Source organism: Bacillus sp. HY001, assembly GCF_007558965.1.
Lineage (GTDB): Bacteria > Bacillota > Bacilli > Bacillales > Bacillaceae_G > Bacillus_A > Bacillus_A mobilis.
The window spans coordinates 22,601-49,224 of the sequence record NZ_VLTE01000056.1 but is presented as its reverse complement, the minus strand read 5'-3'; the positions used below and the strand labels follow the sequence as shown (position 1 = coordinate 49,224).

Genomic DNA, 26,624 nt, shown 5'->3' with positions numbered 1-26,624 from the left:
ATAAAATTCCTCCTCCATTATTTATGGATAGTGTTACTTATATTGTACCATGTTATTTACTAAGAAATTATGTCATTGCTTTAGTAGTTTCTGGTTATAGTTGCAAGCAATTTATATAACCTCATCTTAAAATCTTGTGCTAACATGTAAGTAAGAAAAAAGAAGCAGAGGGATATAGTATGAAAAATATCGGTTTAGTATTAGAGGGCGGAGGAATGAAAGGGTTATATACTGCGGGAGTACTCGAATATTTTATGGAAAAGAACTTATACTTTCCTTATGTAGTCGGCGTATCCGCTGGAGCCTGTATGGGAGCCACTTATTTATCACGCCAACAAGGAAGAAATAAAAAAGTAAATACAGAGCTAGTATCAGATCACCGATATATATCTTATCGAAATTTGATTCGAAAACGTGAATTATTCGGAATGGACTTTTTATTTGATGAGGTGCCTAATCATATTGTTCCATTTGATTTTCAAACTTTCTTAAACTCAAGTGAACAGTTTGTCATAGGAACGACTGATTGTGATTCAGGAAAAGCAGTTTATTACAATAAAACAGAACATGGAAATGATATTTTAAAAATCATTCGTGCATCAAGCTCTGTCCCGTTTATAGCACCTGCTGTAGATTATGATAATCGAAAATTACTAGATGGAGGGATTATTGATCCTATACCGGTTCTAAAAGCGCAAACTGATGGTTTTCAAAAGAACGTTGTGATTATGACGAAGCCAGAAGGATATGAGAAGCAGCGTAACAAATTTTCAGGTCTGGCTAAAATGTTATATAGAAAATACCCGAATATCGCAGAATCTTTAGTAGAACATTATCGTTTTTATAATGGGACGATATCTTATATGAATCATAAAGAACAAAAAGACAACTTTTATGTCATTCAGCCTAGCGTACAGCTTCCTATAAGCGGAATAGAAAGAAATAAAGAAAAACTCGTTAATTTATATAATCTCGGCTATACAGATGCTCAATATCATTATGAAAAATTATTAAGCTGGATAGAGAAATAAAGGGGTGGAAAGTTGCTATTAGGTAAAAAGATTATTTTTAATGAATTACAGAAAATGCATAGTGCATTGCATAAACCGTTTCCGTATCGTGCTATAGGAAAATTGCAGCGAGATTTAAAAAGTAAATTTACCGAAGATGACTATATAAATGCTGATTTTAATCATTATTGGATGCATACAGCAGGCACTTTAAGTTCTGTACTAAATGGAGACGAACAGAACATTACGTATCAGCAAATAAAGTGGCTAAGGAAATCGTTTTTTGAATGGTTTCCACAATATCGTTCTATAGAATCAGAAATTGTAAAGTATCCCGTTTTGTATAGAGATTTCATGAATTATGAGAAGACCCGAAGACTATTACTATATTATCTTACTGAATAAAAATCAAAACGTACAAGTTATGCTGCTTGTGTGTTTTTTGTTCATAAAAAAGACAATATTTATAACTTGTTTATATAGGGATTTTAATGTGCAGAAAGAAGTACTTATAGAATGATGTAAGGGAGGAGAGAGACATTTAACGATTGTTTTCCGTTAATGCATTGTCCAACTCAAATAAAGTTTGTTATTTATGTTAAAATATTTCGAGTAAAATTAAGTGCTTATTTTATCAATAACAAAACTAGAAGGGACAACATTAAAATGGATATCGTATCAAATATAGATAAATTGGAATCAATAAAATCTTTACTATCAACAATTCGTAAACTTGAAAACGCACTATTACAGATGACTGAAAAAGGTGCCAATACTACATTAGTAAAAAAACGACTTAAAGCCGTTTGTGTAGGGTTAGCAGTACTAGAAAACGTTTGGAATCAAGAAAGTCACCAGTATAGTCAAGAAGAGTTAGAAGAAGCTCGTAATGTCCTTGCTGGTTTACTTCCATCAATAGAGAGTGCCTATGATAAGTCTAAAACTGGAAGTCCTCAAAGAACACTTTTAACAAGACGGATAAAAGCATTGGAACTTTCTATTCAAGCAATTGATAAACTTTCTAATAAATAACTCATCTAAATACATAACATCCTAATCCTAAATTTTATAAAAGCAATCTAGTGAAAAGAAATACAAAGGAGGAAGATGGGTGACTTTAATAATTAGTCCTAAGTTAGAGGAGCTTAATAATCAATTAAAGAATGGAAACGAGAAAGCTTTTTATACTTTTTTGCATGAAATAAAGTCGAATCATACGCCACTAATAGAACAATGTCCTCTAGATAGTAAGTATAGGCATATAACGTATATTTGGTTAGGGGATCGAAAAACTGAAAACGTTTATGTATTCGGCAGTTTTCCTGGTTGGGATCTGTCTGTAAATCAATTAAAACGATTGTTACAGACAGATATTTGGTATGCGACGTTTAGGACGGATAAGAGTTTTATTTCAACGTACTATTTTTCAGTAAACGATGTTTTCGAAAATGATTGGATAAAGCGTAGTGAACAGTACGAACTAGACCAATTTAATAGAAATACATTTGGCGAAGGTGCCCATAAAGCGTCTGTGTTAAACATAGGCATGGAAGTGCAGTATAGCAGTCGTTTTCCTTCAAACCATTATCCATCTGGTAAAATTGAAACATATTCTTTTCATAGTACGATTTTAAATAACACACGTAAAATTCATATTTATACGCCTCATGATTATTCTCACACTTCACATCTTCAAGAACTTCTCATTGTATTTGATGGGAATTCATTCATTAATGACCTTTCAATCGCAAGAACACTCAATTATTTAATTCACGAAAAAGAAATCCCATCTTGTATTGCTGTTGCAATAGATCCTGTTGATCGGCTAGAAGAGCTAACTTATAACGATAAAATGAATGCATTTTTAACAGAGGAATTACTTCCATGGATTCAGGCGAAGTATCGTGTGCATCAAGAAGCGAAACATACAACAATTGCCGGTTTCAGTCTTGGTGGCTTAGCAGCTTGTTATGCAGCGCTTCAAAATCCACAAATTTTTGGGAACGTTTTGTCAATGTCTGGATCCGTTCATTGGAAAAAAGATAGTTATGAAAATAAAATTCCTTGGATTGAAAATCAAATTTCATCTATACATTCTAATAGAACTCAACCAAATTTTTATATTGCAGCCGGAGAGATTGAAAACGAACCTCTTTTAACAGCTAATAGACGCCTATATAAAGCTTTAAAAGAAAACAGATACCAAATTACTTATGAAGAGTTCCAAGGCGGTCATGACGGCATTTGGTGGCGAGAAAAGTTATTTGACGGGTTGAAAGCTTTAAAACTTACAAAAAACACACTATAAAAATAAAAAGGAGAGAGAATCTATGAATCAAGAAGAACTAGATAAAAAACTAAAAAAACAAGAGATTTTAGTAAAAGATGAGAAAGTTTGGTCCTTTACGTATGAGGATCATATTAGTTCTATCGTTAAAGAAGCAGAAAAGAAAGGGTCTTTTGATAATATGCCTGGTAAAGGGAAGCCTCTAAATCTAGATAAAGACCTTTCGTACAATCCTGAAAAGCAACTGTATAGAACGTTAAAGAATAATCGTGTTTTACCTAAGTGGATTGAGCTTTCAAAGGAAATTGATGATTTAAAAGAAAGGCTAAAAGAAAATACAAATACTGCAGAAGCAGCGGATTTCATTCGAACTATTAATAAAAAGGTATTAGAACATAATCTACTTTGTCCACCAAGTGCGCAAAAAACAAGGGTGAAAACGGACTTTTAACAATTTTCAATGAAACTATCTCTTGCTATATAATTAAGCAAGGCATTTTTAATTCATTATTAAAGGGAGGCAAATGTGATGAAGAATACGTATCAACTTCAAATTCCAAAAGAACTAGAGCAGTATCGTAGTATTTTAGAAGAAAGTGTGAAACCGTATATTAAAGTGTCTGGAACATTAGCAGAGACAACGCTTTTTGAGAGTAAGTTTGGTGGTTATCCGTATTTACCTATAGATCAAGAGCATCCTAAAGATTCAAATGGACAACCTATGATGTTACTTGCGCAGCTAAACTTTGAAGAAATGCCACATGTTGAATATATGCCTCAAAAGGGAATGTTACAATTTTTCGTAAGTGCTGATGATGAGCTTTACGGAGCAGATTTTGACCATCCAACAACCCAAAAAGACTTTCGAATTATTTATCATTCTACAATTATAGAAGATTTAAATAATGTTATTACTGATTTTAGTTATTTAAACACATTAGAATTAGAGGACTTTATCATACCCGAAGCAGCAAAATTAAATTTCGAATTAGGTTATCAACCAGTAACACCAAGGGATTATCGATTTGAAAAGATGTTTAGTGAGGAAATTGATTGGGAAGAAATTGTTGATGAAGAAAATAATACAGAATTAGGCGAACTGTATGATGATTTATGTAAAGATCAAGGGCATAAAATTGGTGGTTATCCATTTTTCACACAGACAGATCCGAGAGAATGGGAAGAAAAATACCAGCAACATGATGTATTATTGCTACAAATCGATACAGACGATTCATTAAATATTATGTGGGGAGATTCTGGTGTTGCTAATTTCTTTATAAATAAAGACGATTTATTAAATCTAGATTTTTCCAATGTTATTTACAATTGGGATTGTTATTAAAAATATAGAAATGAAATACTAGCAAGTTAAAAAATCTTCCTGAAGGTAAGGGAGATTTTTTTATGTTAAAAATAAACGTTATGTTAACTAGAATAAAGAACAATGTATGTAATGAAAGTCAAGCGTAAAAAACATAAATAACTACAAATAAAGTAACGTTATCAAATGTGTGTAAATAGCAATAAATTCATTAAGTAAAACATAAAATGAATTTAATAATTTATATTTTGTATAGAAATAATTTTTCTGTATAAAAATTTCTTGCCGATCAAAAATATTTTTGTATCGTTAAACCTTAAACGATTATTGATTAAGATTTGCTGTGATGGATTTATAACAAAAAAACGATAAAAACTGTAGAAATTCGTTTAGATAAGATTTTATGTGAATCTCACTAAAAATCTCTGTTTCGTCTCATTAAGTATAGTTTACTTGGTTTTTGATACCTGATATCACTTTGTTTCTATAACTGCCTATAATATATATTATGTTAACTGTAAAAAAATAATAAACTTATTATATGTTAGTTTATTCTTGTTAGGTTCCCCTTTTCACGGGATTCATTCTGTATGATTGATTATGTAATTGTTGTAGTTTAATAAGTTGTTACTGATAATGTCTCTAGATATAAATGATATGTAAGACAATAAAAAATACAATTCGTTTAATGCATTCATTTTAAACGAATTGTATTGATATGATTACGAATAAGTTTTTAAAATTAGTTTGCTACAGCAATTGCTTCAATTTCAATTAATAAGTTATCGTTAATTAACTTTCTAACTTCTACAGCTGAACTTGCTGGTGGATTTTTAGTATTTATGTATTGATCTCGTATATCTCTAACAATGGCCATTTGAGAAATATCTGTTAAGAAAAATGTTAATTTTACTACATCATTAAATTGTAATTCCGAAGTTTCTAATGCACTTTTAATATTTTCGAATACTTGTCGTGTTTGTATGGCTAAATTGCCAACGCCAACTATTTGCCCATCGGTATTGATTGCTACTTGTCCAGATATGTAAATTGTTCGTTTTGCGTTACTAATTTCGACTACATGTGAGTATCCGAAAGTTGGTGGCATTGTTTCTGGATTGATAAATTTCTTTTGCAAGATCCTTCTCTCCTTTAAAAATCTTATTTTCTTTATATTAGATTTTAATTTAGATTATTATCTATTTACTAATAATCCTTCGCATATTTAGCTGCTGCATACGTGAAATTATATAAATAAGTCATTATTATTTAAATTTCGTTAAAATACGTTTGTATTAGATTTAATAGATTATGTATGGTTGATTTTTTTGAGTATTAGTTTTAATTACACCTTTTGTTTTTAATTCTTCTGTTACTTTTGTATAGAAAAAATGATACCACCAGATAAAATACTCTTCATAAGTTATTTCATGTGAGTATCTACTGCTAACAAAGTATTCTTTTAAAGGTGTATCGTTTTCTTTAAATAATAAGACTAAATCTTTACTGATTGTGTTCGCAATTTCGTTAAGTATAGATAAGTCTGTTGATTTAAATACAGGGATAACAGGTTGTGAATTTTGATATAAACCTAATTTTTCATAAACTATATTTAAATGTAAATCTATTTGTCTATCTGCTGCTACGAAACCTTTTACTAATTGCTTTTTCTTATAATAAATATCAGTATTAGTGTTTTGAAAATATTCTTCAAATGTTTCCTTCAATGTTATTTATTTGTCCAAAATCTAATAACACTCCACTATATAGTAAAAGACTATAAGATTCTTTACATAAATGATTAAGCGTCTCTATTCTTTTAGAAATAACATCAATTTGATTTGAATAATTTTCAATGATTTTAAGTGTAGGTTTAATTAGAGGTTCACATAGGTTATACAGCTCTTTTCCTTCATTTGCTGTTATAACCATACATGTTGGATAATAACTCTCTCCTATCTGTTTCAACAAACCTTCTAGTTCTAATGCATATATATGTTTTTCGAATTCTTCGTTCGTCCAATTTAGTTTCGTTTTTATTGTCTTTGACTCAATTCCAAGATGAAGCATTACAAGTAAGAATTGAAGCTTTGTTCCACTTATTTTTAAAGTTGGATAATTGTCACCTGACGAAATCATTTTTGACTCATAAGATGTTTGAAGTATATTCTCTGAAATATAATTGGCGAACATTATAAAGCCCCTCCTTTTTTAGTAAATTAATTGTAAAATCTGTGTATTTACTATGTTCCATAAATAAAAATAAGAATCCTTTAATAATTTCAACTAAAAAACCTTAGTATGGCTATGTTAATGCCTATACTAAGGTCATCTAGAATTTTAAAGTTAGTTATTGGTAGTTGGATTTATCAAAATTAATTCTTTCATAGTCTTTTTTAAATTGATTATCATTTTTTAACCAACTTTTAAAAGTTGGTTCCTTAATTTCTAAATTGGAACAAGTTTTGGCGATACTTTTATTTTTCATATATTCCTTAAGGAAATTTTGTTTTCTCTGCTTAACAGCAGCTTGAGTTCTTTTTAGGTTTCGATCTTTTAATTGATCTAGACTTAGACTTTCTTTCTGAAATTCTTCATATTTTCTATGCAAATAAATATTTTTGTCTTTATAAATCCAATTTGAAAATAGTTGTATTGATTTTCTCCCGGTTAAAATGACGCGATAATGTTTATTTTGATTTAATAAATCGGCTGATAAATTGTGATTTTGTAGTATTTGATGTAAAGAATTCATAAAGCTATATGATCCTCCTACAAAGCTTACTGTATAAGTTTCATACTTGACGTAACCATCCCCATCAAAATACCCACGCACAAAATGATGTAAATATTCTTCTGGTATAAATGGAAATTCAATGTTAAAAGATTTACATGGCTTAATTCCGTGAATGTTCATTAAATCGTCTTTTATTGTTTTGCTATTTATGTTTAGCATATATACGCCTGTTTTTTTGTTTTGATATAGTGGCTGGTTGGTGTTTAGTTCTTGTTTAATATCTTCTAAAATGTAATTTTCTTTTTGAGATATACTGACACATTGATTTTCTTTCTGTATAACACCATCTGCTGCTATAAACCCTAAAATATAAGCCATATTGTTTGACCACGTTTTAAAATAATCTTCTGTTATGTCATACTTTCTCTTCCAACTCCCTATAGCGCGCCTTGGTACGTTATTGTCTGATAAAACCAAACGAATATACCTTGCAGACACATTAGCCAGTATAGCGATTTCTGAGGTACTCCTCCCATCTGCATATAGCTGCGTTATTTCAGATTTTGATAGTTTACATTTTGATTTCTTGTTTCTTTCTGTTTGCATTTACAACTTCTCCTTCCTTTTATTATTTAGAGATCTATTTACTTCTATAACATACAACGAAACGTATGTTCTTTGTTGCGTATAAGAATGAATTTACTAAATCACAACAATTTACATTTACTTCATATTAGTTTCCTCTGCTGCTATATGATTTTCATTTTATATATAAGAATAATGAATTTGACAAATTTATGAAATGTACTGCGTTTAAGATGAAAGGTAAGATAATTTCGTTTACACTACAATTAGCTACAATAACAACATACGTATATTGTTAAACGTAAAAAGGAGAACGAATGAAAAAGAAATATATAAATCAAATTCATACTGATGTAAGTTTTAAACCGAAAGATATTATCGGTTTAATGACTGATTACTTTAAAATGAAATCAAAGCTGCGTCCTTTAAAGAATTTACCTATTCTTTTATCGGATAAAAATAATGAGTCTTTAGAGAATGTGACATGGTTTGGGCACTCTGCTTCCCTTTTGAAAATAGAAGGTAAAAAATTGTTATTAGATCCGATGTTTGGAGATACATCTTCCCCATTTCCTGTGTTTACTAGTAAACGTTATAGTGGTGTTTTTTCTTTAGAACGTGAAGATCTTCAAGAAATTGATGCGATTATCATTTCTCATAATCACTATGACCATTTGAATTACAAGAGTATTATGCTGTTAAAAGATCGTGCAAAGCACTTTTATGTTCCAACTGGAGTTGCGCAATATTTAATTAAATGGGGTGTTTCACCTAGTAAAATTAGTGAGCATAATTGGTGGGACGAAATTACGTTTGATAATATAAAGTTAGTTTGTGCACCTGCAAGGCACTTTTCTGGACGAAGTATGACAGATAGAGATTGTTCGTTATGGTGTTCATGGCTTATTCTTGGCCAAGAGACTAGAGTTTTCTTTAGTGGTGATAGCGGGTATGCTCCTCACTTTAAGGAGATCGGTGATAAATATGGTCCATTCGATCTTACGTTAATGGAATGTGGACAATATGATCCAAGGTGGTCTGCTATTCATATGTTACCTGAAGAGACGGTTCAAGCTCATATTGACGTGAAAGGAGATCTACTTCTTCCGATTCATTGGGCTGCTTTTACATTGGCCTTACATGAATGGAGTGATCCAATTGAACGAGTAACGAAAGAAGCTAAGCGTTTAGGAGTTAAAATCGCAACGCCGCAAATTGGTGAATCGATTACGTTAAAATCTACAGACTATCCATCGTCAGCTTGGTGGAAAGAAATTTAATTATAAATAAAAAAGAGCGAACCTTCTTATAAGTGATTCGCTCTTTTTATGTATTTAAGTTTATTTCACTATGTTTGCCTTTACGATATCTGAAACTCCTCTTGCTCGTACAGAGGTTCATTCCTGCTTTTTACAATCGAATTATATTATCTATAGAACTATCCTGCTTAATCAATTCTGCATTCCTATAATCTATTAATTTATGATTAGATAAAACAAAATTGTGCTCTAATATTAATTCATTGTGGAGTACTTCCGGTAAAAAATTAGGTATCATCTCCCCTACGCCATAATTATAGTCACTTAAAATCCACGAAATCTCTTTCCAGTCTAAAATTCCTTCTGAGGCTTTTATTGGAGTGTGATATATAAATTCATTCATTAGCTCTATTAGATAAACATACATGCCGCCAGAATATGAAGAGTCCTCCCATTTAATAATACCTTTAAATTTAATTTGGTCATGCGTAACTTTTATATTAGTCTCTTCTTTTATTTCACGAATTGCATTTTCTAAAGGTGTTTCTCCCTTTTCTATTTTTCCTCCTACCCCATTCCACAATCCCTTTACAGGGTCATATTCTCTATTTAACATAAGTATCTCTTCATTTCTTTTTATAAAACATAAAGTATGCTTGTACATAATGTAATTCCTTCCTACGTTTTTAATATGCTCTTACTGGTGATATAAGATGTACTGCTGCAGATCGCGTCCCTGCTCCAATTAATATTGGTCTCATAGAACCACTGAAACTCAAAGTAACCGTTTCTTCTTTTATCGCCTTTAAAGCATCCATCATAAATCTTCCATCGAAAGATATATTTAATTGATTTTCACCTTGAATCGCATCTATCTGTTGTGTCTCGGATATTTTTCCAATCTGAGAAGCGTTAGAAGAAATTTTCAATGTGGATGCGTCTATGATTTCTAAGTTGACATTGTTATTTGCCCATTCACTTGCTAATAAGTTTGATCGATCTACACCTTGTAAAATCTTTTTTCTATCTATGCTAATGACTGTCTGAAAATCATTTGGAATTAAACTAGATATATTAGGATATTTCCCTTCAATTAGTCTTGAATATAAAGTAGTTGTGCCGAATGTAAAAATAATGTGACTTTCTGAAAGATAGATGTATACGAATTCTGAATTACTACTCATTAATTTTAGAAGTTCACTAATAGTTGCACTTGGTACGATACAACTTGCTTTCACATCTGTAGATATAATCGTTTCGCGTATAGCAAGTCTATGTGAATCAGTTGCTACGCAAATTAATTTATTATGATCTAACTCTAAATGAACGCCATTAAGAACCGGTCTAGATTCATTTTTAGCTACTGCAAAGACAGTTTGTTTAAATACTTCAATTAATTGTTCTGTTTCCACTTGTATTTTTGTATGACCGTCTATAAGTGGTACATTCGGAAATTCATATGCTGGAAGTCCATTTAAGTTTAATGTAATTTCTTCTGACTGTATCGTAATAATTTGCTCATTCGTACTTTTTATTGATACATCACTTGGCATTTTCTTTATAATTTCAATGAAATATTTTGCAGGTACTACAATAGTTCCTGCTTTTAATATAGTTGTAATTTGGTCGTTTTCGTTGGAACTAGGGATGAATTTTTCAATGAAAATATTTGAATTACTTGCGATTAAAGTAATTCCAGATTGATCTGCGGTTATTTTTATACCAGATAATATAGGTATTATAGCTTTGGTAGATATAGCTTTACTTACTTCTGAAAGTGCTTGAGTGAAATGATTATGATTAACGATAAACTCCATTTTTTCCCCGCCTTACATGATATGTTAATGTTATGAAGATTGATGAATGATTGTTCCGTTAAAAAAGTAAGGTGCTGTTTCTTTCCTTTGTAATGTATTTAATAATTGTTCTGGTATACGTAAATGCGGTGCTGCTTTATGTAATTCCATCCAAGTAATATCTTCAATTTCTTTTGGTCTTGTTATATTTGTCTCCCCGTCGATTATTTCACCTAAAAAATTAAAGAAAATGGCATGGTGCCCTCTCTCTTCAAAAAAAGCTTCGCTAATGTAACCAATACCATTTACAGTTATATGTAGCCCGGTTTCTTCTTTCACTTCCCGAATTACTGCCTCTTCTAACGTTTCTCCAAATTTAACTGCGCCACCTGGTAACGTGTAATAAGAGCCATTCTTCCCTTTGTTTTTTACCATTAGAATTTTTTCGTTTGTTTTATCATATAAAAGTGCATATGTAACATTTACTTTTTTCATCTAAGTCCACCTTCAATAACGAGAATTTTCTGTCTTTGTTACATTCTACCATTTAATCGTTATAAAATATAAAAAATTAATAGAGTATTTCATTTATCTGCTCTTAGTAAAGTTAATAACCGATAACCTTTCATTGCTATATGAAAAAGAACGTATGTTGAAAGTAATTATTCAATGTACGCTCTTTATGCTTTGATTTATTTTGGAATTCTATATATTTTCTAACCTTTTTTCTAAATAATATCGATTGTGTCCTTTCGGATGATCTTCACTTACTCCAATCACTTTATACCCATGTTTTTTATAAAAATCAGGTGCCTGAAAACTAAAAGTATCTAAATTGATTAGCCTACACTCTTTTTCAATTGCAAATTCTTCAATACGTTTTAATAACTTACTTCCATATCCTTCGTGTCTATAATCTTTAGAAACCCAAAGGAAATCGACATGCACGTGGTGCCAAAATGTAATTGCAGTTATTCCACCTACAATTTCTTCCTTTTCATTTTTTACTATAAAACTAATTTTTTCTGAAGGCTTTTTCTCTTCATCAGCAATATGTTTTTGGTTATATTCAATTACTTTTTCTCTTATGTAATCACTATCTTCTTGGACCCATTGCTGTACTATTTTCATTTTAATTATCACGCTCCTCTTTACTTATTTATTCAATCACTTAATGATATTGTCCTGTCTTTTAATAAAAACGGGAGCAAAGTTAACGTTACATTGAAAAAAGAGCCCTATCATGAGGACTCTTTTCCAGAATTAAGCTACTTTTCGATATAAATGTTGTGTTTCTTTTTTCTTTTCTGCTTTTGGAGGACGAATTAATATCGAAATAATAAAGGAAATAACGCTTAAAACACCAATTATAATAAATGTCGGTTGAAATCCACCAAGTAATGCTCCGATGAACGCTCCTGCAAGTGCACCGAACCCGAAACCTTGATATACAATCCCGTAATTAGTACTATGGTTTTTTAATCCAAAGAAATCTCCGACAATGGCTGGGAAGATTGTGATATTACCACCAAAGCAAAAGGCAACACTTGCTACACAAGCGAAATAAATTCCGTAATTTAGAGGAATGAAACTTAAAGTAAAGACTGACAATCCAATTATTATAAACGTTGCAGAAACAATTTTCATTCGGCCAATTTTATCTGATAACGTTCCAAGTACGATTCTTCCTACTGTATTAAAGATTGCGATCATTGCGACGGCGTTAGCTGCGGTTGCTGCGCTAAGTCCAACGAGCTGTACCCCAATATCTTTTACCATACCGATTAAATATAGACCGCCCATACACGATGTAAATAACATAAAAAACAAGAGATATACTTGTTTCGTTCGCATCATTTCACGAGGTGTATAGTCATTTTGTACGGATTCAGTTACGGTGTTACTTACGATTGCTTCACGTAAGAAGAACGATCCGGTTAAAACTAAAAGCAAGACGATGATACCCCAATATAAAAATGCTTGTGATACACCAAGACTATCAATAAGACTTCCGTTTATATATCTAAAGATTAAGCTACCCATTCCATATGCAGAAACAGATATGCCAGAAATAAGTCCTTTTCGATTTGGAAACCATTTAATTAAATTGGATAGTGATGTAATATAGGCAGTTCCATCTGCATAACCAACAACGACACCAGCTAATAAATATAGTAATGGTAAGGAAGAAACTTGTGAGCTAAGTATTAACCCAAGTCCCAGAACAATCCCTGCCGTAGCGATGAGTTTACGAAGTCCTAACTTTTGCTGCAACTTTCCTGCAAATAAGGTTGAAAATGATAAAGAAAAGCTTGTTATGGAGAAAGTTATCGCAACGGCATTGAGGTTCCATCCAAACTTACTGACAAGGGGTTGATTAAATAAACTCCATGTATAAATTGTCCCAAGGCCAATTTGAACAATGATTGTACCTAGAACAATTAGTAACGGATTTATAGAAGTTTGTTTCATACTAACTGTCCCCTTCTTTAATCATGACATGAATTTTCACAGTTAGTATATCCATCATAAATTGCAAAATACTGTACGGAAAATGGTAATTCAGTTCATGTACACAAAAAGACACTCCATAATGAAGTGTCTTTTTGCAGGTTATATTAGATTTACTTAAAGAAAGCTTTGTTAAGATAAGACATTTTCAAATGCTTATGTATATATGATATCAAAATACTTCTGTCATGTGATGGGACTTAAGATGTATTTTTCATTCATCATATAGTCGGATGGATAAAAATTAATATTCGATTTCATCAAAATCCTTCGGCTGCGGTACCGTCTGCATATTAGCTGCGTCTTTTGGATCGCTATAAATTGCATTTTGTTCTGTTTTTACATCTTTAATGTTTTGCTTTTTGTTTGTATTCATTTTATCTTTCACTTTTCTCACTCCTTTTCATTATAGGAGTAATTATGCCCTATTACTGTTACGAAATGTATCAGCGACTAAATTGCTAAATTCACGTAAATAATATAAATAATGATCACCGCCGTAGTTATATCTTTTATTATACATTTTCGCAACAACTACATTATATTCAGGTATTACTAATAAAGTCGGTCCTGTAATTCCTAGTATTTGATATGATCCTTTTGGAACTCGTTCACCAAGTTCACTTGAAAGCGCAGGTTCATTTTGAATGAACCAAAACAACCCGTTTTGTGGTAGTTCTTTGTTTATATATGTTGGACTCTGCAAGCTCGTAGCAATTTTTATAACTTCTTTTGGAACAATTTGTTTACCGTTTATCATACCTTGATTTAAATGAAGATTGCCCCAATAAGCAAATTCTCTAGCTGAGACAAACAGATTTTTTTCAGTACCATCATCTACCGTACCAATTTCACTTATCGCGTCTTCATTTGGATTATCAACAACTTTAACTAAATTCTCATCTTGCTTAATTCTCCAACCTGTTTCTTTGAAGTAAGCTAGATCAAATACACGCTCCTTTAACAATTCAGGAAAACTTTTGCTATATAGCTGATAAATAAGACGTGTTATCATTCTTACATTAACATCTCTATACGCCCATGCTTGTCCAGGTTCAAATTCACGAAAAATTGTTCCGTCATTCGTTTCTCCTAAACCGTGCGAATGGGTTACTAAATGTCTTATCGTTGTTTTACCGAGCAATGCAGGATCAAAGTCTTTAAAATACTTTATCGCTTCATCGTCAATAGAGTTTATTTTCCCCTCGTAAAGCGCATATGCTACCATTAAACCTAAATAACTTTTTCTGGCAGAAGCAACATTGAACTGTGAAGATGTGGTCACTTTTTTATTAGTCGATGTATTTGAGTGAAATCCACTATAATGCTCTAGTACAATTTTGTTATCTTTTATAATACAAAGTGCTGTTGCAGAACTATGATTTTTTTCTTTTATATTTTCTACCCAAGAAATTAACTTATCGTAAGTATACAAATAAATCCTCCTTAATACGCATAACAATTACATTTGAAAGAAAAGTGCAAAATAATTTCCACACCTTTCTTTCAAGTAAAATAGTTTTCTTTCTATACTTAAATGATCCACCAGTTCCAGCAGTTAAAACAACCGAAACATCCAGCACAGCCTACACAACGACCGCCACCACAACCTCCGCATCTTCCGCCACCACATCCACCACAGCGTCCACCACAACCTCCGCATCCGCCGCAACGACGTGCTTCGTCTTGAATGTAATAGTATGGATATTGATTTTGTTGTAGTTGATCCCAATACACAACATTACCAGATTGATAATCATTAAGGTTTAATGATTGTAAGTCTTGTTGAAACTGATTCATTACGAAACCCTCCATTTATAAAAATAAATTCCGTCCAAATGTTAAAGTTTATATATTTTTGCAAACAAAGTAGAAATAAGACTATAGACTAAATGCGTACATCAACAAAATATGAACTTACACTAGGTGATGTACCTTGTTTTTTAGCCTATTTTCTTAATCTGCTTTCGGTGGACGTATTTACTATTAATAGAGGTGCTTAAAAATTGCTAATCCAACAGTTTAGTAGTTCATCGCTTAATTTTCTTTCTAATAACTCTTTAACTGATGGCGCTGGCATGATTTTATACGTATGTAAAGCTTCTTGATTATAATTTATCCAGTGAAACGCCAAATGAGATTCTTTAGATTTTGGTATGAAATCAATATGTAACTCTTGCGAATCTACTTCAAAAATGTGATTGATTTCATGATGAAGAACTTCACGGTCTTGCCATTGGTTTTCTATTACTCCTAAAAATTGTTTTATGCTACAGTTTATCCCGAGTTCTTCTCTTAGTTCTCTTATTAATGCATTCTCAGCTGATTCGCCAACTTCAACATGACCACCTGGTAAAAAATAATGATGGCCAATATATTCAGCCAATAACAATTTATTATCCTTTAACATTACAGCTCGTACAATGTGATGAAATTTATTTTCCAATTGTTATTCCTCCCAGTCATTAATTTTATATTTGATTAAAATAGCCATTTAATATTGGGATAATATAAATCATAGGTGTTTCATACGGGTGAATTTCATTAATCACTTCAAGGGCATCCTTTACAAGGTCCCGTTTACACTTTATTTCAATTTTACATTCTTGCCCTTCGCATATGTGGCCTATTTCTCCATTAAAAGGTGATGCATCATCTAATGGTCTCCAGTATCCTTTCACGGAACTATAGGAAAGACAATGGTCATATTTTCCCGTTTTACAAGCACCAATTTTATTTAGTTCATTCCGTAATGTCTCAATGTATTCTTCAGGAATAAATACTTCGATTTTCACTTCCGAAAATTGCATCTTTCTTTTCACACCTTTACTTCATAATATTTAAACGAATAAACGATATACTTGCTCACCATCATAATCAAGTCCCAATGATTGAAAACCGTAATGTTCATATAATTTCTTTGCAGAGAGATTCTCTTTATGTACGGTTAATCTTATTTCTTTACACGCCTTACATGTATTTTTTATTAAGTAAATACTTTCTTGTAACGCCGCTTTTCCATAACCATTCCCTTGCTGCTTTTGATCAATAATAAATCCATTTATCCAATACATATCAGTTGTTTCTCTTATAACAGCATGCATAATAAAACCAACCATTAGATTGCCGTCGTATATCGCAAATGGTATGTACTCCACATTGTCACCATCTGGTTTTATATATACTTTAGCAAGTGAAACTGCTACAGCTGGAACAAATTTCGTTTGATTTTCTTTAACTTGTAGCTTTAAAGCATCTTCCCAATTCTCTCTTGTAACAACCTTTAACTGGACATTCAATATTGTAAGCTCCTTTATAAAGGGAATGTATTTATATATTCAACGTAGTGAAATAAATCCCTGTTTCGGCATCGACTTATAGCATCGTTTTAATAAAATCTTGAATAAATTTTTCTTCATCTATTTCTAAAGCTATACTGGCTCCTTCTGATATAGAACTAGGTCGAAAATCAGCAAATGTTTGTCCTTTCGTATCTCCGTATGTATCTACATTCACTGTACGATTTACAAATTCGAAAAAACCTGGATTTACTAATCCACTTATAGCAACCACATCATGAAGCAATGGCCCTTCGATAGATGGATTAAGTTTTTGGTATGCAGAAAAATAGTAATCATACATTGGTTTCATTATCGTATGAAATGGATTCTTTGAATTAGCTTGAATATAGTCAAACATATTTGGCGTTAACACAGCTTTGTTTGTTACATTTAAAGGAAATATAAATAAATTATTTGCTTGCTGAAAAACAATTTTACTTGCAATAGGATCTCCATACACATTTGCCTCTGCTAATGGCGTAACGTTCCCTACTTCTAAAAAGACACCACCCATGAAATATATTCCTTTTACATTTAGCATTAAATCATTCCATAAATTAAAAGCAATCGCTAACGAGGTAGATCTTCCTACATCGACAATTGTTAAGTCCTTTCCGTACTTTACAAGAATCGAGGCAATACTACCAAAATTGTATATCGGGATAGACAATGCACTTTCTGGCACATGAATAGGCCCTAATCCTTCTGGTCCATGAATTTCAGGATAATATGTAGTAATTTCTTCTGTAAGTGGTTTTGTTGCACCGCTAATCACAGGAATGTCTTGTCTATTTGCTAACTGTAAAATATACGCTGCATTATGTGCAGCATGTATATGTTCAACATTTCCATATCCAGTTACAATACCGACAATTTCAATTTCAGGATGCAGTAAACCAAACATAATGGCAAACGAGTCATCAATACCTGGGTCTCCGAAAAATAATACTTTTTCCAAAGGATGCCTCCTTTCATATAGTAAATAGCAGATTATAACTATGTATATGTAAAAAAATAATTAAACTATACAATTTTATATGGATGTTACTAGTAAGAATTGTATAAATAAAAAGGATTAACATTATGCTAATCCTTCCACTAATAAGAAATCTAATAAACAGTTCAATTACATCTCTTGCAAATACTAACCAAACTACCTTGCTGTATTGCGGTACTTTTCACTTTGCATTTCTTTTTTTAATGATACATGTGCAATTAAAACCCCAAGTATAGTAATTCCCCCGCCAATTATCGAAACAACTGTCGGCACTTCACCTAACCATAACCACGCAATAAAACATGCAGTTACTGGTGTTAAATATAGAGAACTTGTTGCCTCAGCAGCACCAGAATGAGAGATGATATAAGCCAATGCGATATATGGGAGTACTGTTGGAAATAAACCTAAATATAAAACACTCATATTCACTTCAAGAGGAGCTGCTAGTATTTCTGTATACATTCCCGGTAAGAAAATAAGCATGCATACAGTACTAGATAAAATTGTATATATGGTAAATGGTAAGAAGCCGTATTTTTTTAAGTAAGAAGTTTGGAAAACGAAAAATAGGCTTTCTGAAATCGCTGCTAATAATATAAATAATCCTCCACTATTCAATTGAATAGCATCTCCTTGACTAAATGATATGAAAGCAATTCCTATAAAACTAATTACACCACCAATCCAACCATTTACTTTCATTTTTTCGTTCAAAAAAACAGAAGCAAAAATAGCCGTTACTATTGGTGTGACTGAAACAATTAAACTTGCAGATCCAGCATTTACTGTTTTTTCACCGTAGTTTAATGCAATGTGATAAATAGTAAACCCTAAAGCACCAAATATAAAAATTGCTGGGAGATCCTTTAAATCTGGTAGCCGCAACTTATATATAAAGGAAAACAAAAGAAGTATAAATGAAGCAATTAATAAACGTAGTAGAGTAAGGTGCTCTGGTGTATAAGATTCGAGTCCCATACGAATTGCCGGAAAAGCGGTTCCCCATATTAAAATCGTAAAAGCGTGAGCACATATGATGCGTAAATCCCATTTTTTATTCTGCATGTTATCTTTCCCTCCCTAATAAACCAACCACTTTCAAATTACCAATTATTTCTTTTCATCATATTTAATAGTTGTTACAATGTCTTCAACCAGTTATTTATTGTAAAAACCAACCACTTGGCATTTTTAAAGTGAACGAGGGAGTTTTTTTATGAAAACTAATAAAAAACTGCCTAAATATCGGCAGATAGTAGACTATATGAAAGAAAAAATCAAAAACGGAGAATGGCCTATTGGAAGTAAGGTCCCTAGTCAACGGCAGTTAGCCAAATTATTTCAAGTAAATCGTAGCACTGTAATAACTGCACTAGATGAACTTATTGCAGATGGATTGATTCAAGGGAAAATTGGAGCAGGAACAATTGTAACAAATAATACATGGTCATTATTAGCGACGAATCCCCCGCCTGATTGGAGTGAATATGTAAAAGCTGGTATTCATAAACCTAGTAAGTTATTGGTACGAGACATAAATGAAGCAGAAGCAAATAAAACGCTTATCCATTTAAGTAAAGGTGAACTCGCGCCGCAACTTTTCCCACTAGAAACTATGCAGTCCATTATGAAAAGTGTAAGTGACGAATTAGATTATTTTGGATACGAAGAACAAAAAGGGTTTTTACCGTTACGTGAAGCAATTAGTAAATACGTAAAATCATTTGGAATACATGCATCAGCCGGTTCTATATTAATCGTTTCTGGTGCGTTACAAGCATTGCAATTAATATCAATTGGTCTTTTGCATAGAGAATCAACCGTTTTACTCGAGCAACCTTCTTACTTATATTCACTTCATGTGTTTCAATCAGCAAATATAAATCTAGCTGGTATATGTATGGATCATCACGGTATCTTACCTAACGAGTTATTAAACCGAATCAAATATAGTCAAAAAAAAAATATTTTATATTCTATCCCTTGTTTTCAAAATCCAACAGGGATATTAATGTCTCAAGAGCGAAGAAAAGAAATATTAAAAATATGTGAAAAGGAACAGTTACCTATTATTGAAGATGATATTTATCGCGAATTATGGATTGATGAACCACCTCCAGCTCCTTTAAAGTCGATAGATAAACATGGACATGTATTATATGTTGGTAGTCTCTCTAAAACACTTACTCCTGGTCTTAGAATTGGATGGATTATTGGACCAGAACCTGTAATTGATAGATTGTCAGATATAAAAATGCAAACAGACTATGGATCGAGTTCATTATCCCAAAGAGTTGCTGCTGAATGGATAACTAATGATTTTTATGGAGAACATGTTGCAAACGTAAGAATTCAATTAAAAGAACGAAGACAAATCATGATACGTGCTTTAAATAAGTACTGTGCAGATGTTGCATCATGGGATATTCCTACTGGCGGATTTTTTATATGGCTAAAGATTGTACCTAGCATTCCGATGAAAAAATTATTTTCAGAGGCACTGTCAAAAGGAATTCTTTTAAACCCAGGGCGTATCTATGAAGAAGAATCAGATCAGTATATTCGTTTATCATATGGATATGCTTCTCCAGAGCAAATGACTAACGGGATTAAAGTATTAGGTGAATTAATCCGTAAGTTAATGACATAACAAAAACTCCTCTTTTATTTATAGAGGAGTTTTTGTGTCTCGTATTTACCACAATCTCATTTCCTGCCCCAACATAATAAGCTCTTCATAAGGATCTCCGTCGATATTTAATACTTGAGCAAAAGCAGGTTCTGTTTTTAAACCGTTCTCTTTTAAGTGAAGAATTTCTTCCCTTATATGTGGATGCTGCATTAATAGCATGTGCTCTACGATCATATGTCTATATGCATTTTGGTTACGTACTGGCTTAGGCTGAGCAAATAATTCAAATTCAAAACCTTCAAATTCAAAATTTACCTTTATCGATTCGGTAGTTTTAATTTTTTTCTTTTTTATTTTGAATCCTTTATAAGAACCGTATAAAGATCTCATTTCCTGTTCAAAAACATCAAAGTTATGTACTTCCATTACTATATCTAAGTCGGATTGAATTGTATCAATTCTTATAGGGATTGTCCCGCAAAGAACGGGACTATACAAAGTTAAATCCTCCATTATGTTTAATTTATTCAAAACATCATACACTTTTTGTTGCTTCTCATTCCCAGATTGTAAATATGTAATAGATGTAAACATGGAAGTCTCTCCTTCATTTCACGTAATACGTGACTCACTAAATTCAAGAAAAATTTGTCCGTTTAAATTTGTTCTAGAAGTACCTTTATTTCAGTATATTAAGGCGAATAAACAATATGTTTCAACTTTTCTCCTATACTGCAATACCATAAAAATAAAAAAGGAGGAATTATTATGAGCATTTTCAACGTTCTTTTAACCATCCACATATTATTTGGAACAATATGTTTAATCACCGGTATTGTAGCGATGGTTGCTCAAAAGAAAAAAGGAAAACATACGGAATGGGGTGAAATATATCATGCATCCTATGTCGTGATCACCGTTACTGCAATTATATTATCCATTATGAACTGGGATAAAATCGCATATTTATTTTATGTAGCAATTTTCTCTTATTCATTTGCGATTTATGGCTACCTAGCACGAAAAAAACGTTGGAAAAATTGGCTGCATCACCATATTAGAGGTATGTTAGGTTCTTATATTGGTGCCGTTACCGCGCTATTAGTAAACGTCGGTATTCATATTCCCTTAATTAATTTACTGCCACCTATATGGTTTTGGTTTTTACCTACATTAATCGGTATTCCTCTCGTAGCCAGTGTATCAAAAAAATATAAAAAACGTAGTTAAAATTCATTACAATTTCGTTACTTTCTGATGGTAATTATAAAAAATCATACTCAATGTAATATTTTATTAACAAATTCAAATTCATATCGCTTTAAGTTCGTCACTTAGAGTTAAATAAAAAGAATCCAATAAAATATTGGATTCTTTTTCGGATTTCATTTCAATATCAGCTCTATGTATTCAATGATGTTACCATTTGGACCACAAACCATCTTTGTATAATTGAGGCTACTTGTTTTATTGGTTCAGTCATAATTACACTATTATAGTTTAAGATTGTAATAACGAATGTAAACAATCCGGGTAATTCGTAAACATCCCGTCAACTCCCCATAAAAGTAACTTTTTCATGTCTGTTTCATTATCTACAGTAAATGGATGAACTTCTAATCCGTGTTTCTTTATTCTCTTTACATAAGCTGAATCAATATATTTATAGTTCATCCCAAGGCCGATACAGTATGTTTTATACTTTTTTATCTCTAATTCAGTTAATTGAACTGCCTTTTTGTAAGATAATAATTGTACTAGAGGTATAGTAACATCTAAACTATGAATTTTTTGCAGACTTTCTTTACTAAATGATTGAATAAGAACGTTATCACTTATTTCGTAGTGCTTTATAATTTCTAATAGCTTTTCTTCCATACCAGCATATTCATCTGGCGATTTTGTTTCCATGTAATAGTTTGCACCATTCCCGAACGTTTCAATAATTTCTTCTAGTGTTGGAACTTTAGCATCCTCAAATTCTATCTTTGCTAAACTTGGATGCTTTTCATTGAAAAAGGAACCTGCATTTAGTTTCTTTATTTCTTCTAATGTTTGTTCCTTAACTAATCCCGTACCGTTTGTAGTACGGTTTACTGTTTCATCATGCATAGCTACTAAATGTCCGTCTTTTGTCATTTGAAGATCAATTTCTATATAATCTCCTTTAAATTGTTGTCCTAATTTATAAGCTGGTATTGTATGTTCCGGCGCATACGCAGAAGCGCCTCTATGTGCAATATTTTGTATATGATTTAATTGATTAATAGCTTTCGTATACTTAATTCATTTACTTTATGAAAAACAAAAGTACCTATTAATATAATGGTGCAAATGATTGTAATGATATATACCTTTTTCATAATGATGTAGTAACCCCTACATGAAAGCAATTTGGATCGAATAATTTATTCAATTAAATGCCGATTTTCAAATACTGTCATTTGTCCAACAGATTGAAAGCCCGATTTTTTATAAATATTAATTCCATCAGGTGAAGCTTGTAATACGCATTGAGCAACTTTCAATTCTTTTGCTTCTTGCAGCAAGTAATTAAACATAATGGAGCCAAATCCTTGCCCTCTCATTTCTTCTTTAGTTGCTATATCATAAATACCAATACTATCTTTTGTACATACTAATGAACCAACAGATACGACTTCATCTTTAAAAATCCCTAAATATAGTTTCATATTTTCACTATTCCACAAATCGAAAGAAGCAGTTTCATTGTAAAATGTTTTCACATGTGTACCTTCCTCTGATGTACCAAATAGATTAGCTAACGTTTCCCCAAACTTTTTAATTTGTCCTAACGAAAATGCTCTTTGTATCGTAAAACCTTCTGGCATTTTCATTGTTGGTTGAATTGTCTTTAAGTCTGCTACCATCGCGATATTCTGTTCTGCTTCTTTTAAGCCAAGCTTTATCAATTCGTTTTTTATAGTTTGCTCATGCCTATCATCCCAAAACCAAACACTCATTGGAAATTTCTTTTGATTATAGCTGTTTACCACTTTATATAATTTCTCATTTCCTTCCATTAAATCATTGTTTAATAAAGTAATGATATTAAATGTATCTGCAGGTAAACCACAGTCTACAGCAATATAATCCTTCGTTTCTTTTACATTCATTCCACGTACCTGTCGCGCAATATATGACGTTTTATATGTGAAGTTATCTATTAATAACTGTTTATAATTCATTCTTTTTTCTCCTTTCATAAAAATTCGTATTCGAATCGTTCAGTATTAAATATAACATATATGAAATGTGCCTATTTCTATAAAAATAGCTCTATACATCACTCTTTTCACCCTAAAAGAATTAAAAATGATATAACGTTGTCGGAATGAAAAAAGTGGTATATAATAAATATTAACATTACTAGTAATTATTTTAGGTATTCCTAGAATAAAGGAGCGATACATATGAAAATTACTATTTATTTCGGAAGTCATGAAGATCAAGATGTTCGTACTATGGACTGTCATTTAGATGTAGAAGATACAGAAGAGATTGTTTCTGTATCATAATATAAATTGTAGGGATGAACCCTCTTCCCTACAGCGTTTAAGGCACCTTTTACAGGTGTCTTTTTTGTTGTTTTTTTCGTCAAAAACCCTTTACTTTATAGCGTTTTAATAGTAAAATATAAATATACGAACAGACGTTCTTTTTATTTTAATTGTACATGAAGGGATGATTTTTACAATGGCTCAAGCAAAGCGCAGAGGAAGAAAAAAGCAAACACCTATCATTTCAAATACAGGCTTTATCGGCTCTGTCTTTATTGATACATTGGAGTTACAAAAGAAATCCTATTATTTCGCTCGTAAAAAACTTCAAATTGTTCATCACGTACTTGATGGCCTCTCTGGGGCAACAAGTTCTCTATTTAAAGAACATAACATTTCAGCATACATGTCATGTGTGTATTTACATAAACAAAAGAAAATCGGCTTTGTTCTTTCAACGAAACCATTTGAACAAAGTGATGGCGTTGCTTATTTTGTAAATTATTTAATCGAAAAGGATTTTTACGGTAATGATGAAGAAGTAGAATATCAAGAAGTATTTAATACAGGTTTTATCGGTGTAGTATTCGCTGATTTATGTAGCATAGATCGCTTTAATTTCGAGTTTGAAATGGGTATGTTAACGAAATTAATGAAAGATATGATTATTCCGGTTAAAGAACTCTTTTTACGCCACAATGTACCGGCTTACATCTCCACTTCTCATTTAGAGGAACAAAACAAATTAGGTTTCGTTCTATCTGTAAAACCGTATGATGAACGTGCAGAAGCAGATTTATATTTTGAGGCGTATTTAAAAGAACGCGGGTTATTTATCGGTGATGAAGAAGATGATATTGATAAGATTGTTATTAGAAAAACAGCTGAATTACGATAGAAAAGCGCAGGATATGAATCCTGCGCTTTTTATAATTTATGAAGTTGATTTACCAAATAAACGGTAGTAGTTTTTTGTTTTCTGTTTATACACTGTAAATTGTTCCCCATACTTGTTCTGTAAGTAATCATCAGATTTTGGAATATAGTCAAAAACAAATACTAAGAATAGGCCTAGCGGGATAAATAAACTAAAAATATTGCAAGAGATTAATGCTAAACCAAGCACCCAAATGCAATCCCCAAGATAATTAATATGAATCGCATATTTAAATAAACCACCTGTATATAGCTTACCTTGATTTACAGGATTGTCTTTAAAAGGTTTTCTAAGTAGCTCTGAAACTACGAAGCACTATAATCTTTCGAATGAACTTCTAATGTGAAACGATTTGATGAAATTTTAATTACTATTAAATATAAGATTCCACCTGCAATTGGAATGATGTAGGCTGGGATATAATTTAATAATAGACCTGATATTGCGAGTGCTATTGGCTGCATCATTTTCCCTAAGCTTAATCCAATACTAAGCACTCTTCCCCTATATTCATCAGGAATCTCTTTTTGCATGAAATAAATTAAAGGAATATCAATTAGCGCTATAATAATCCCTAAAAAGATCATAACAACACAATACGTAATAACGAATACAAAATCATTCACTTCAAAGCTTTTGAATAAAACTGGAATTCCTGAAAAAATCATAATAACTGACAACATAGAACTTAGCTTTTTCAAAAGATAAGAGTAAGAAAAACGATTAGTTATCTTTTTTACTACAATTGCACCAATTATCATCCCTACTGGAAAGGTCCCTTGAATGATACCAAATTGCTTAGAACTAAGATTGAGTACTGTGTTAATAATGTATGGCAATGGAACGGTAACAGCAAAGCCTAAGAAGAAATTAAACGAAATTAAAATATGAAACGTATTCTTTAAACTTTCCTTTTCAAGTAAGTAAGAAAACCCCTCTTTTATATCTTTAATAAAATTAACTCTTCTTTTTGAATTTTCCCCATTTATATTACACTCGAACAGTTTAAAGTGAATAAATAGTAATGCTATCCCTGAAAGAATAAATGAAATACCGTTTATAATGATAAAAGTTTTAATATCAAATACTGAAAAAACGATACCACCTAACATGGGTCCAAGAATTAGAGATACAGAATCAATAATTTTACTTATAGAATTAATACTCATAAGCCTCTCTTTAGAGACGATATTTGGTTTTGCAGCTTCTAATCCTATTCCAAAAAAGGTTGAAAAGACCGTCATTAGAAAGGTCGTAGTATAAATGATGAATAAGTTTAATCCATAACGGCAGCTTACTATATAAACAGCTATTAATAAGCAGCCACTTAGTAGATCCATACAAACAACTAGTTTCTTTTTATTAACTTTATCAGCAATTACACCAGCAAATGGATTCATAATAATCATTGGAATTGTTCCTAATATGAGCGTAATCGCGAAATTTAACGCTGATCCAGTTATTTGTAAAACATATAAACTTAATGCGAAACTATACATAGAGGTCCCGAATATTGATACTGTTTTTGCGATTGAATATAAACAAATATTTCTTAGTTCCGGGTTTCTATTTTTATTTTCTATATGTAATCGTAAACTTCCCATAACAATTCCCCCACTATTCTTTGTATTACATTAAGTGTAAGTTCTTGGGTTAACCCAATATCAATATGTACTATTTGAAA

General features: G+C 31.6%; 28 protein-coding genes and 3 pseudogenes. 10 read left to right on the top strand and 21 right to left on the bottom strand.

Translation table 11 applies throughout. The annotated features are described in order from the left end of the window. Nucleotides 1–179: 179 nt before the first annotated feature. From FOT98_RS22995 to FOT98_RS22970, 6 genes are all read left to right on the top strand, one after another. On the top strand, nucleotides 180–1,031 hold the full coding sequence (locus FOT98_RS22995) for a patatin-like phospholipase family protein (protein WP_063263420.1): 852 nt from the start codon (nucleotides 180–182) through the stop codon (nucleotides 1,029–1,031). A 12-nt stretch (nucleotides 1,032–1,043) separates the two neighbouring features. Continuing rightward, nucleotides 1,044–1,415, top strand: a complete 372-nt coding sequence (locus FOT98_RS22990; protein WP_063263419.1) for a YxiJ-like family protein — start codon at nucleotides 1,044–1,046, stop codon at nucleotides 1,413–1,415. Between the two features lie 261 nt (nucleotides 1,416–1,676). Then, nucleotides 1,677–2,042 (top strand): hypothetical protein, encoded by a 366-nt coding sequence (locus FOT98_RS22985; protein WP_063263432.1) that lies wholly within the window; start codon nucleotides 1,677–1,679, stop codon nucleotides 2,040–2,042. 79 nt (nucleotides 2,043–2,121) lie between these two features. Further along, entirely contained in the window at nucleotides 2,122–3,318 is a 1,197-nt protein-coding gene (locus FOT98_RS22980) for an alpha/beta hydrolase (RefSeq protein WP_063263418.1), read from the top strand. Between the two features lie 22 nt (nucleotides 3,319–3,340). Further along, on the top strand, nucleotides 3,341–3,748 hold the full coding sequence (locus FOT98_RS22975; protein WP_063263417.1) for a DnaJ family domain-containing protein: 408 nt from the start codon (nucleotides 3,341–3,343) through the stop codon (nucleotides 3,746–3,748). 78 nt (nucleotides 3,749–3,826) lie between these two features. Continuing rightward, complete coding sequence (locus FOT98_RS22970; protein WP_063263416.1) at nucleotides 3,827–4,642, top strand: YwqG family protein; 816 nt, start codon at nucleotides 3,827–3,829, stop codon at nucleotides 4,640–4,642. A 721-nt stretch (nucleotides 4,643–5,363) separates the two neighbouring features. Here the strand turns inward: FOT98_RS22970 and FOT98_RS22965 are convergent. From FOT98_RS22965 to FOT98_RS22955, 3 genes and pseudogenes are all read right to left on the bottom strand, one after another. Further along, nucleotides 5,364–5,759 (bottom strand): RidA family protein, encoded by a 396-nt coding sequence (locus FOT98_RS22965; protein ID WP_063263415.1) that lies wholly within the window; start codon nucleotides 5,757–5,759, stop codon nucleotides 5,364–5,366. A 163-nt stretch (nucleotides 5,760–5,922) separates the two neighbouring features. Then, a pseudogene (locus tag FOT98_RS22960) lies at nucleotides 5,923–6,814 on the bottom strand (hypothetical protein). A 157-nt stretch (nucleotides 6,815–6,971) separates the two neighbouring features. Beyond that, the gene (locus FOT98_RS22955; protein WP_144291155.1) at nucleotides 6,972–7,964 is read right to left on the bottom strand and encodes an LAGLIDADG family homing endonuclease; all 993 of its coding nucleotides are present in this window, start codon (nucleotides 7,962–7,964) and stop codon (nucleotides 6,972–6,974) included. Between the two features lie 296 nt (nucleotides 7,965–8,260). Between FOT98_RS22955 and FOT98_RS22950 the strand changes: the two genes are divergently transcribed. After that, a complete protein-coding gene (locus tag FOT98_RS22950; RefSeq protein WP_144291154.1) occupies nucleotides 8,261–9,223 on the top strand; it encodes an MBL fold metallo-hydrolase in 963 nt (320 codons plus the stop codon). 130 nt (nucleotides 9,224–9,353) lie between these two features. Here the strand turns inward: FOT98_RS22950 and FOT98_RS22945 are convergent, their stop codons facing one another. The 13 genes from FOT98_RS22945 to FOT98_RS22890 all read right to left on the bottom strand — a co-directional run bounded on the left by FOT98_RS22945 (nucleotide 9,354) and on the right by FOT98_RS22890 (nucleotide 18,915). After that, on the bottom strand, nucleotides 9,354–9,866 hold the full coding sequence (locus FOT98_RS22945) for an NUDIX hydrolase (RefSeq protein ID WP_063263412.1): 513 nt from the start codon (nucleotides 9,864–9,866) through the stop codon (nucleotides 9,354–9,356). Nucleotides 9,867–9,888: 22 nt separating this feature from the next. Then, nucleotides 9,889–11,019: a DNA polymerase III subunit beta gene (gene dnaN, locus FOT98_RS22940; RefSeq protein ID WP_063263411.1), complete on the bottom strand. Its 1,131-nt coding sequence runs from the start codon at nucleotides 11,017–11,019 to the stop codon at nucleotides 9,889–9,891. 30 nt (nucleotides 11,020–11,049) lie between these two features. Next, nucleotides 11,050–11,493 carry an NUDIX hydrolase gene (locus FOT98_RS22935; protein WP_063263410.1) on the bottom strand — a complete coding sequence of 148 codons (444 nt, stop codon included), beginning with the start codon at nucleotides 11,491–11,493 and terminating at the stop codon, nucleotides 11,050–11,052. A 210-nt stretch (nucleotides 11,494–11,703) separates the two neighbouring features. After that, a complete protein-coding gene (locus FOT98_RS22930) occupies nucleotides 11,704–12,129 on the bottom strand; it encodes a GNAT family N-acetyltransferase (protein ID WP_063263409.1) in 426 nt (141 codons plus the stop codon). Between the two features lie 132 nt (nucleotides 12,130–12,261). Further along, nucleotides 12,262–13,470, bottom strand: a complete 1,209-nt coding sequence (locus FOT98_RS22925) for an L-lactate MFS transporter (protein ID WP_063263408.1) — start codon at nucleotides 13,468–13,470, stop codon at nucleotides 12,262–12,264. 283 nt (nucleotides 13,471–13,753) lie between these two features. Further along, on the bottom strand, nucleotides 13,754–13,897 hold the full coding sequence (locus FOT98_RS32510; protein ID WP_061679021.1) for a hypothetical protein: 144 nt from the start codon (nucleotides 13,895–13,897) through the stop codon (nucleotides 13,754–13,756). Nucleotides 13,898–13,927: 30 nt separating this feature from the next. After that, nucleotides 13,928–14,944 (bottom strand): serine hydrolase domain-containing protein, encoded by a 1,017-nt coding sequence (locus FOT98_RS22920; RefSeq protein ID WP_063263407.1) that lies wholly within the window; start codon nucleotides 14,942–14,944, stop codon nucleotides 13,928–13,930. Between the two features lie 98 nt (nucleotides 14,945–15,042). Next, a complete protein-coding gene (locus FOT98_RS22915) occupies nucleotides 15,043–15,309 on the bottom strand; it encodes a heterocycloanthracin/sonorensin family bacteriocin (protein WP_061679019.1) in 267 nt (88 codons plus the stop codon). 199 nt (nucleotides 15,310–15,508) lie between these two features. Next, nucleotides 15,509–15,955, bottom strand: coding sequence for an NUDIX domain-containing protein (locus FOT98_RS22910; protein WP_063263406.1), 447 nt, complete (start codon nucleotides 15,953–15,955; stop codon nucleotides 15,509–15,511). 25 nt (nucleotides 15,956–15,980) lie between these two features. Beyond that, nucleotides 15,981–16,319, bottom strand: a complete 339-nt coding sequence (gene cutA / locus FOT98_RS22905) for a divalent cation tolerance protein CutA (protein WP_063263405.1) — start codon at nucleotides 16,317–16,319, stop codon at nucleotides 15,981–15,983. Between the two features lie 30 nt (nucleotides 16,320–16,349). Beyond that, a complete protein-coding gene (locus tag FOT98_RS22900; protein WP_063263404.1) occupies nucleotides 16,350–16,808 on the bottom strand; it encodes a GNAT family N-acetyltransferase in 459 nt (152 codons plus the stop codon). A 76-nt stretch (nucleotides 16,809–16,884) separates the two neighbouring features. Next, nucleotides 16,885–17,808 (bottom strand): nucleoside hydrolase, encoded by a 924-nt coding sequence (locus tag FOT98_RS22895; RefSeq protein ID WP_063263403.1) that lies wholly within the window; start codon nucleotides 17,806–17,808, stop codon nucleotides 16,885–16,887. A 195-nt stretch (nucleotides 17,809–18,003) separates the two neighbouring features. After that, nucleotides 18,004–18,915 (bottom strand): DMT family transporter, encoded by a 912-nt coding sequence (locus FOT98_RS22890; protein WP_063263402.1) that lies wholly within the window; start codon nucleotides 18,913–18,915, stop codon nucleotides 18,004–18,006. A gap of 151 nt (nucleotides 18,916–19,066) precedes the next feature. Here FOT98_RS22890 and norG point away from each other — a divergent pair, with 151 nt between their 5' ends. Further along, the gene (gene norG, locus FOT98_RS22885) at nucleotides 19,067–20,500 is read left to right on the top strand and encodes an efflux pump transcription regulator NorG (protein ID WP_063263401.1); all 1,434 of its coding nucleotides are present in this window, start codon (nucleotides 19,067–19,069) and stop codon (nucleotides 20,498–20,500) included. A gap of 45 nt (nucleotides 20,501–20,545) precedes the next feature. On the opposite strand, the gene FOT98_RS22880 is transcribed toward norG, so the two are convergent. Continuing rightward, on the bottom strand, nucleotides 20,546–21,076 hold the full coding sequence (locus FOT98_RS22880; protein ID WP_061679013.1) for a DUF4269 domain-containing protein: 531 nt from the start codon (nucleotides 21,074–21,076) through the stop codon (nucleotides 20,546–20,548). Between the two features lie 174 nt (nucleotides 21,077–21,250). On the opposite strand from FOT98_RS22880, the gene FOT98_RS22875 reads away from it, so the two are divergent. Continuing rightward, nucleotides 21,251–21,712, top strand: a complete 462-nt coding sequence (locus FOT98_RS22875; RefSeq protein WP_061679012.1) for a DUF2306 domain-containing protein — start codon at nucleotides 21,251–21,253, stop codon at nucleotides 21,710–21,712. Between the two features lie 270 nt (nucleotides 21,713–21,982). Here FOT98_RS22875 and FOT98_RS22870 read toward each other — a convergent pair. Beyond that, nucleotides 21,983–22,845: pseudogene (locus tag FOT98_RS22870) on the bottom strand (glycerophosphodiester phosphodiesterase). 45 nt (nucleotides 22,846–22,890) lie between these two features. Continuing rightward, entirely contained in the window at nucleotides 22,891–23,691 is an 801-nt protein-coding gene (locus FOT98_RS22865; RefSeq protein ID WP_063263400.1) for a GNAT family N-acetyltransferase, read from the bottom strand. A gap of 496 nt (nucleotides 23,692–24,187) precedes the next feature. Between FOT98_RS22865 and FOT98_RS22860 the strand changes: the two genes are divergently transcribed. Next, nucleotides 24,188–24,901, top strand: a complete 714-nt coding sequence (locus FOT98_RS22860) for a hypothetical protein (protein WP_097863557.1) — start codon at nucleotides 24,188–24,190, stop codon at nucleotides 24,899–24,901. 49 nt (nucleotides 24,902–24,950) lie between these two features. On the opposite strand, the pseudogene FOT98_RS22855 reads toward FOT98_RS22860, so the two are convergent. Both FOT98_RS22855 and FOT98_RS22850 read right to left on the bottom strand, forming a co-directional pair. Then, nucleotides 24,951–25,246 (bottom strand): annotated as a pseudogene (locus FOT98_RS22855) (methyltransferase family protein); the annotation flags it as partial. After that, nucleotides 25,246–26,544: an MFS transporter gene (locus FOT98_RS22850; RefSeq protein WP_063263398.1), complete on the bottom strand. Its 1,299-nt coding sequence runs from the start codon at nucleotides 26,542–26,544 to the stop codon at nucleotides 25,246–25,248. The pseudogene FOT98_RS22855 and the gene FOT98_RS22850, both read right to left, overlap by 1 nt. Between the last annotated feature and the right edge of the window lie 80 nt (nucleotides 26,545–26,624).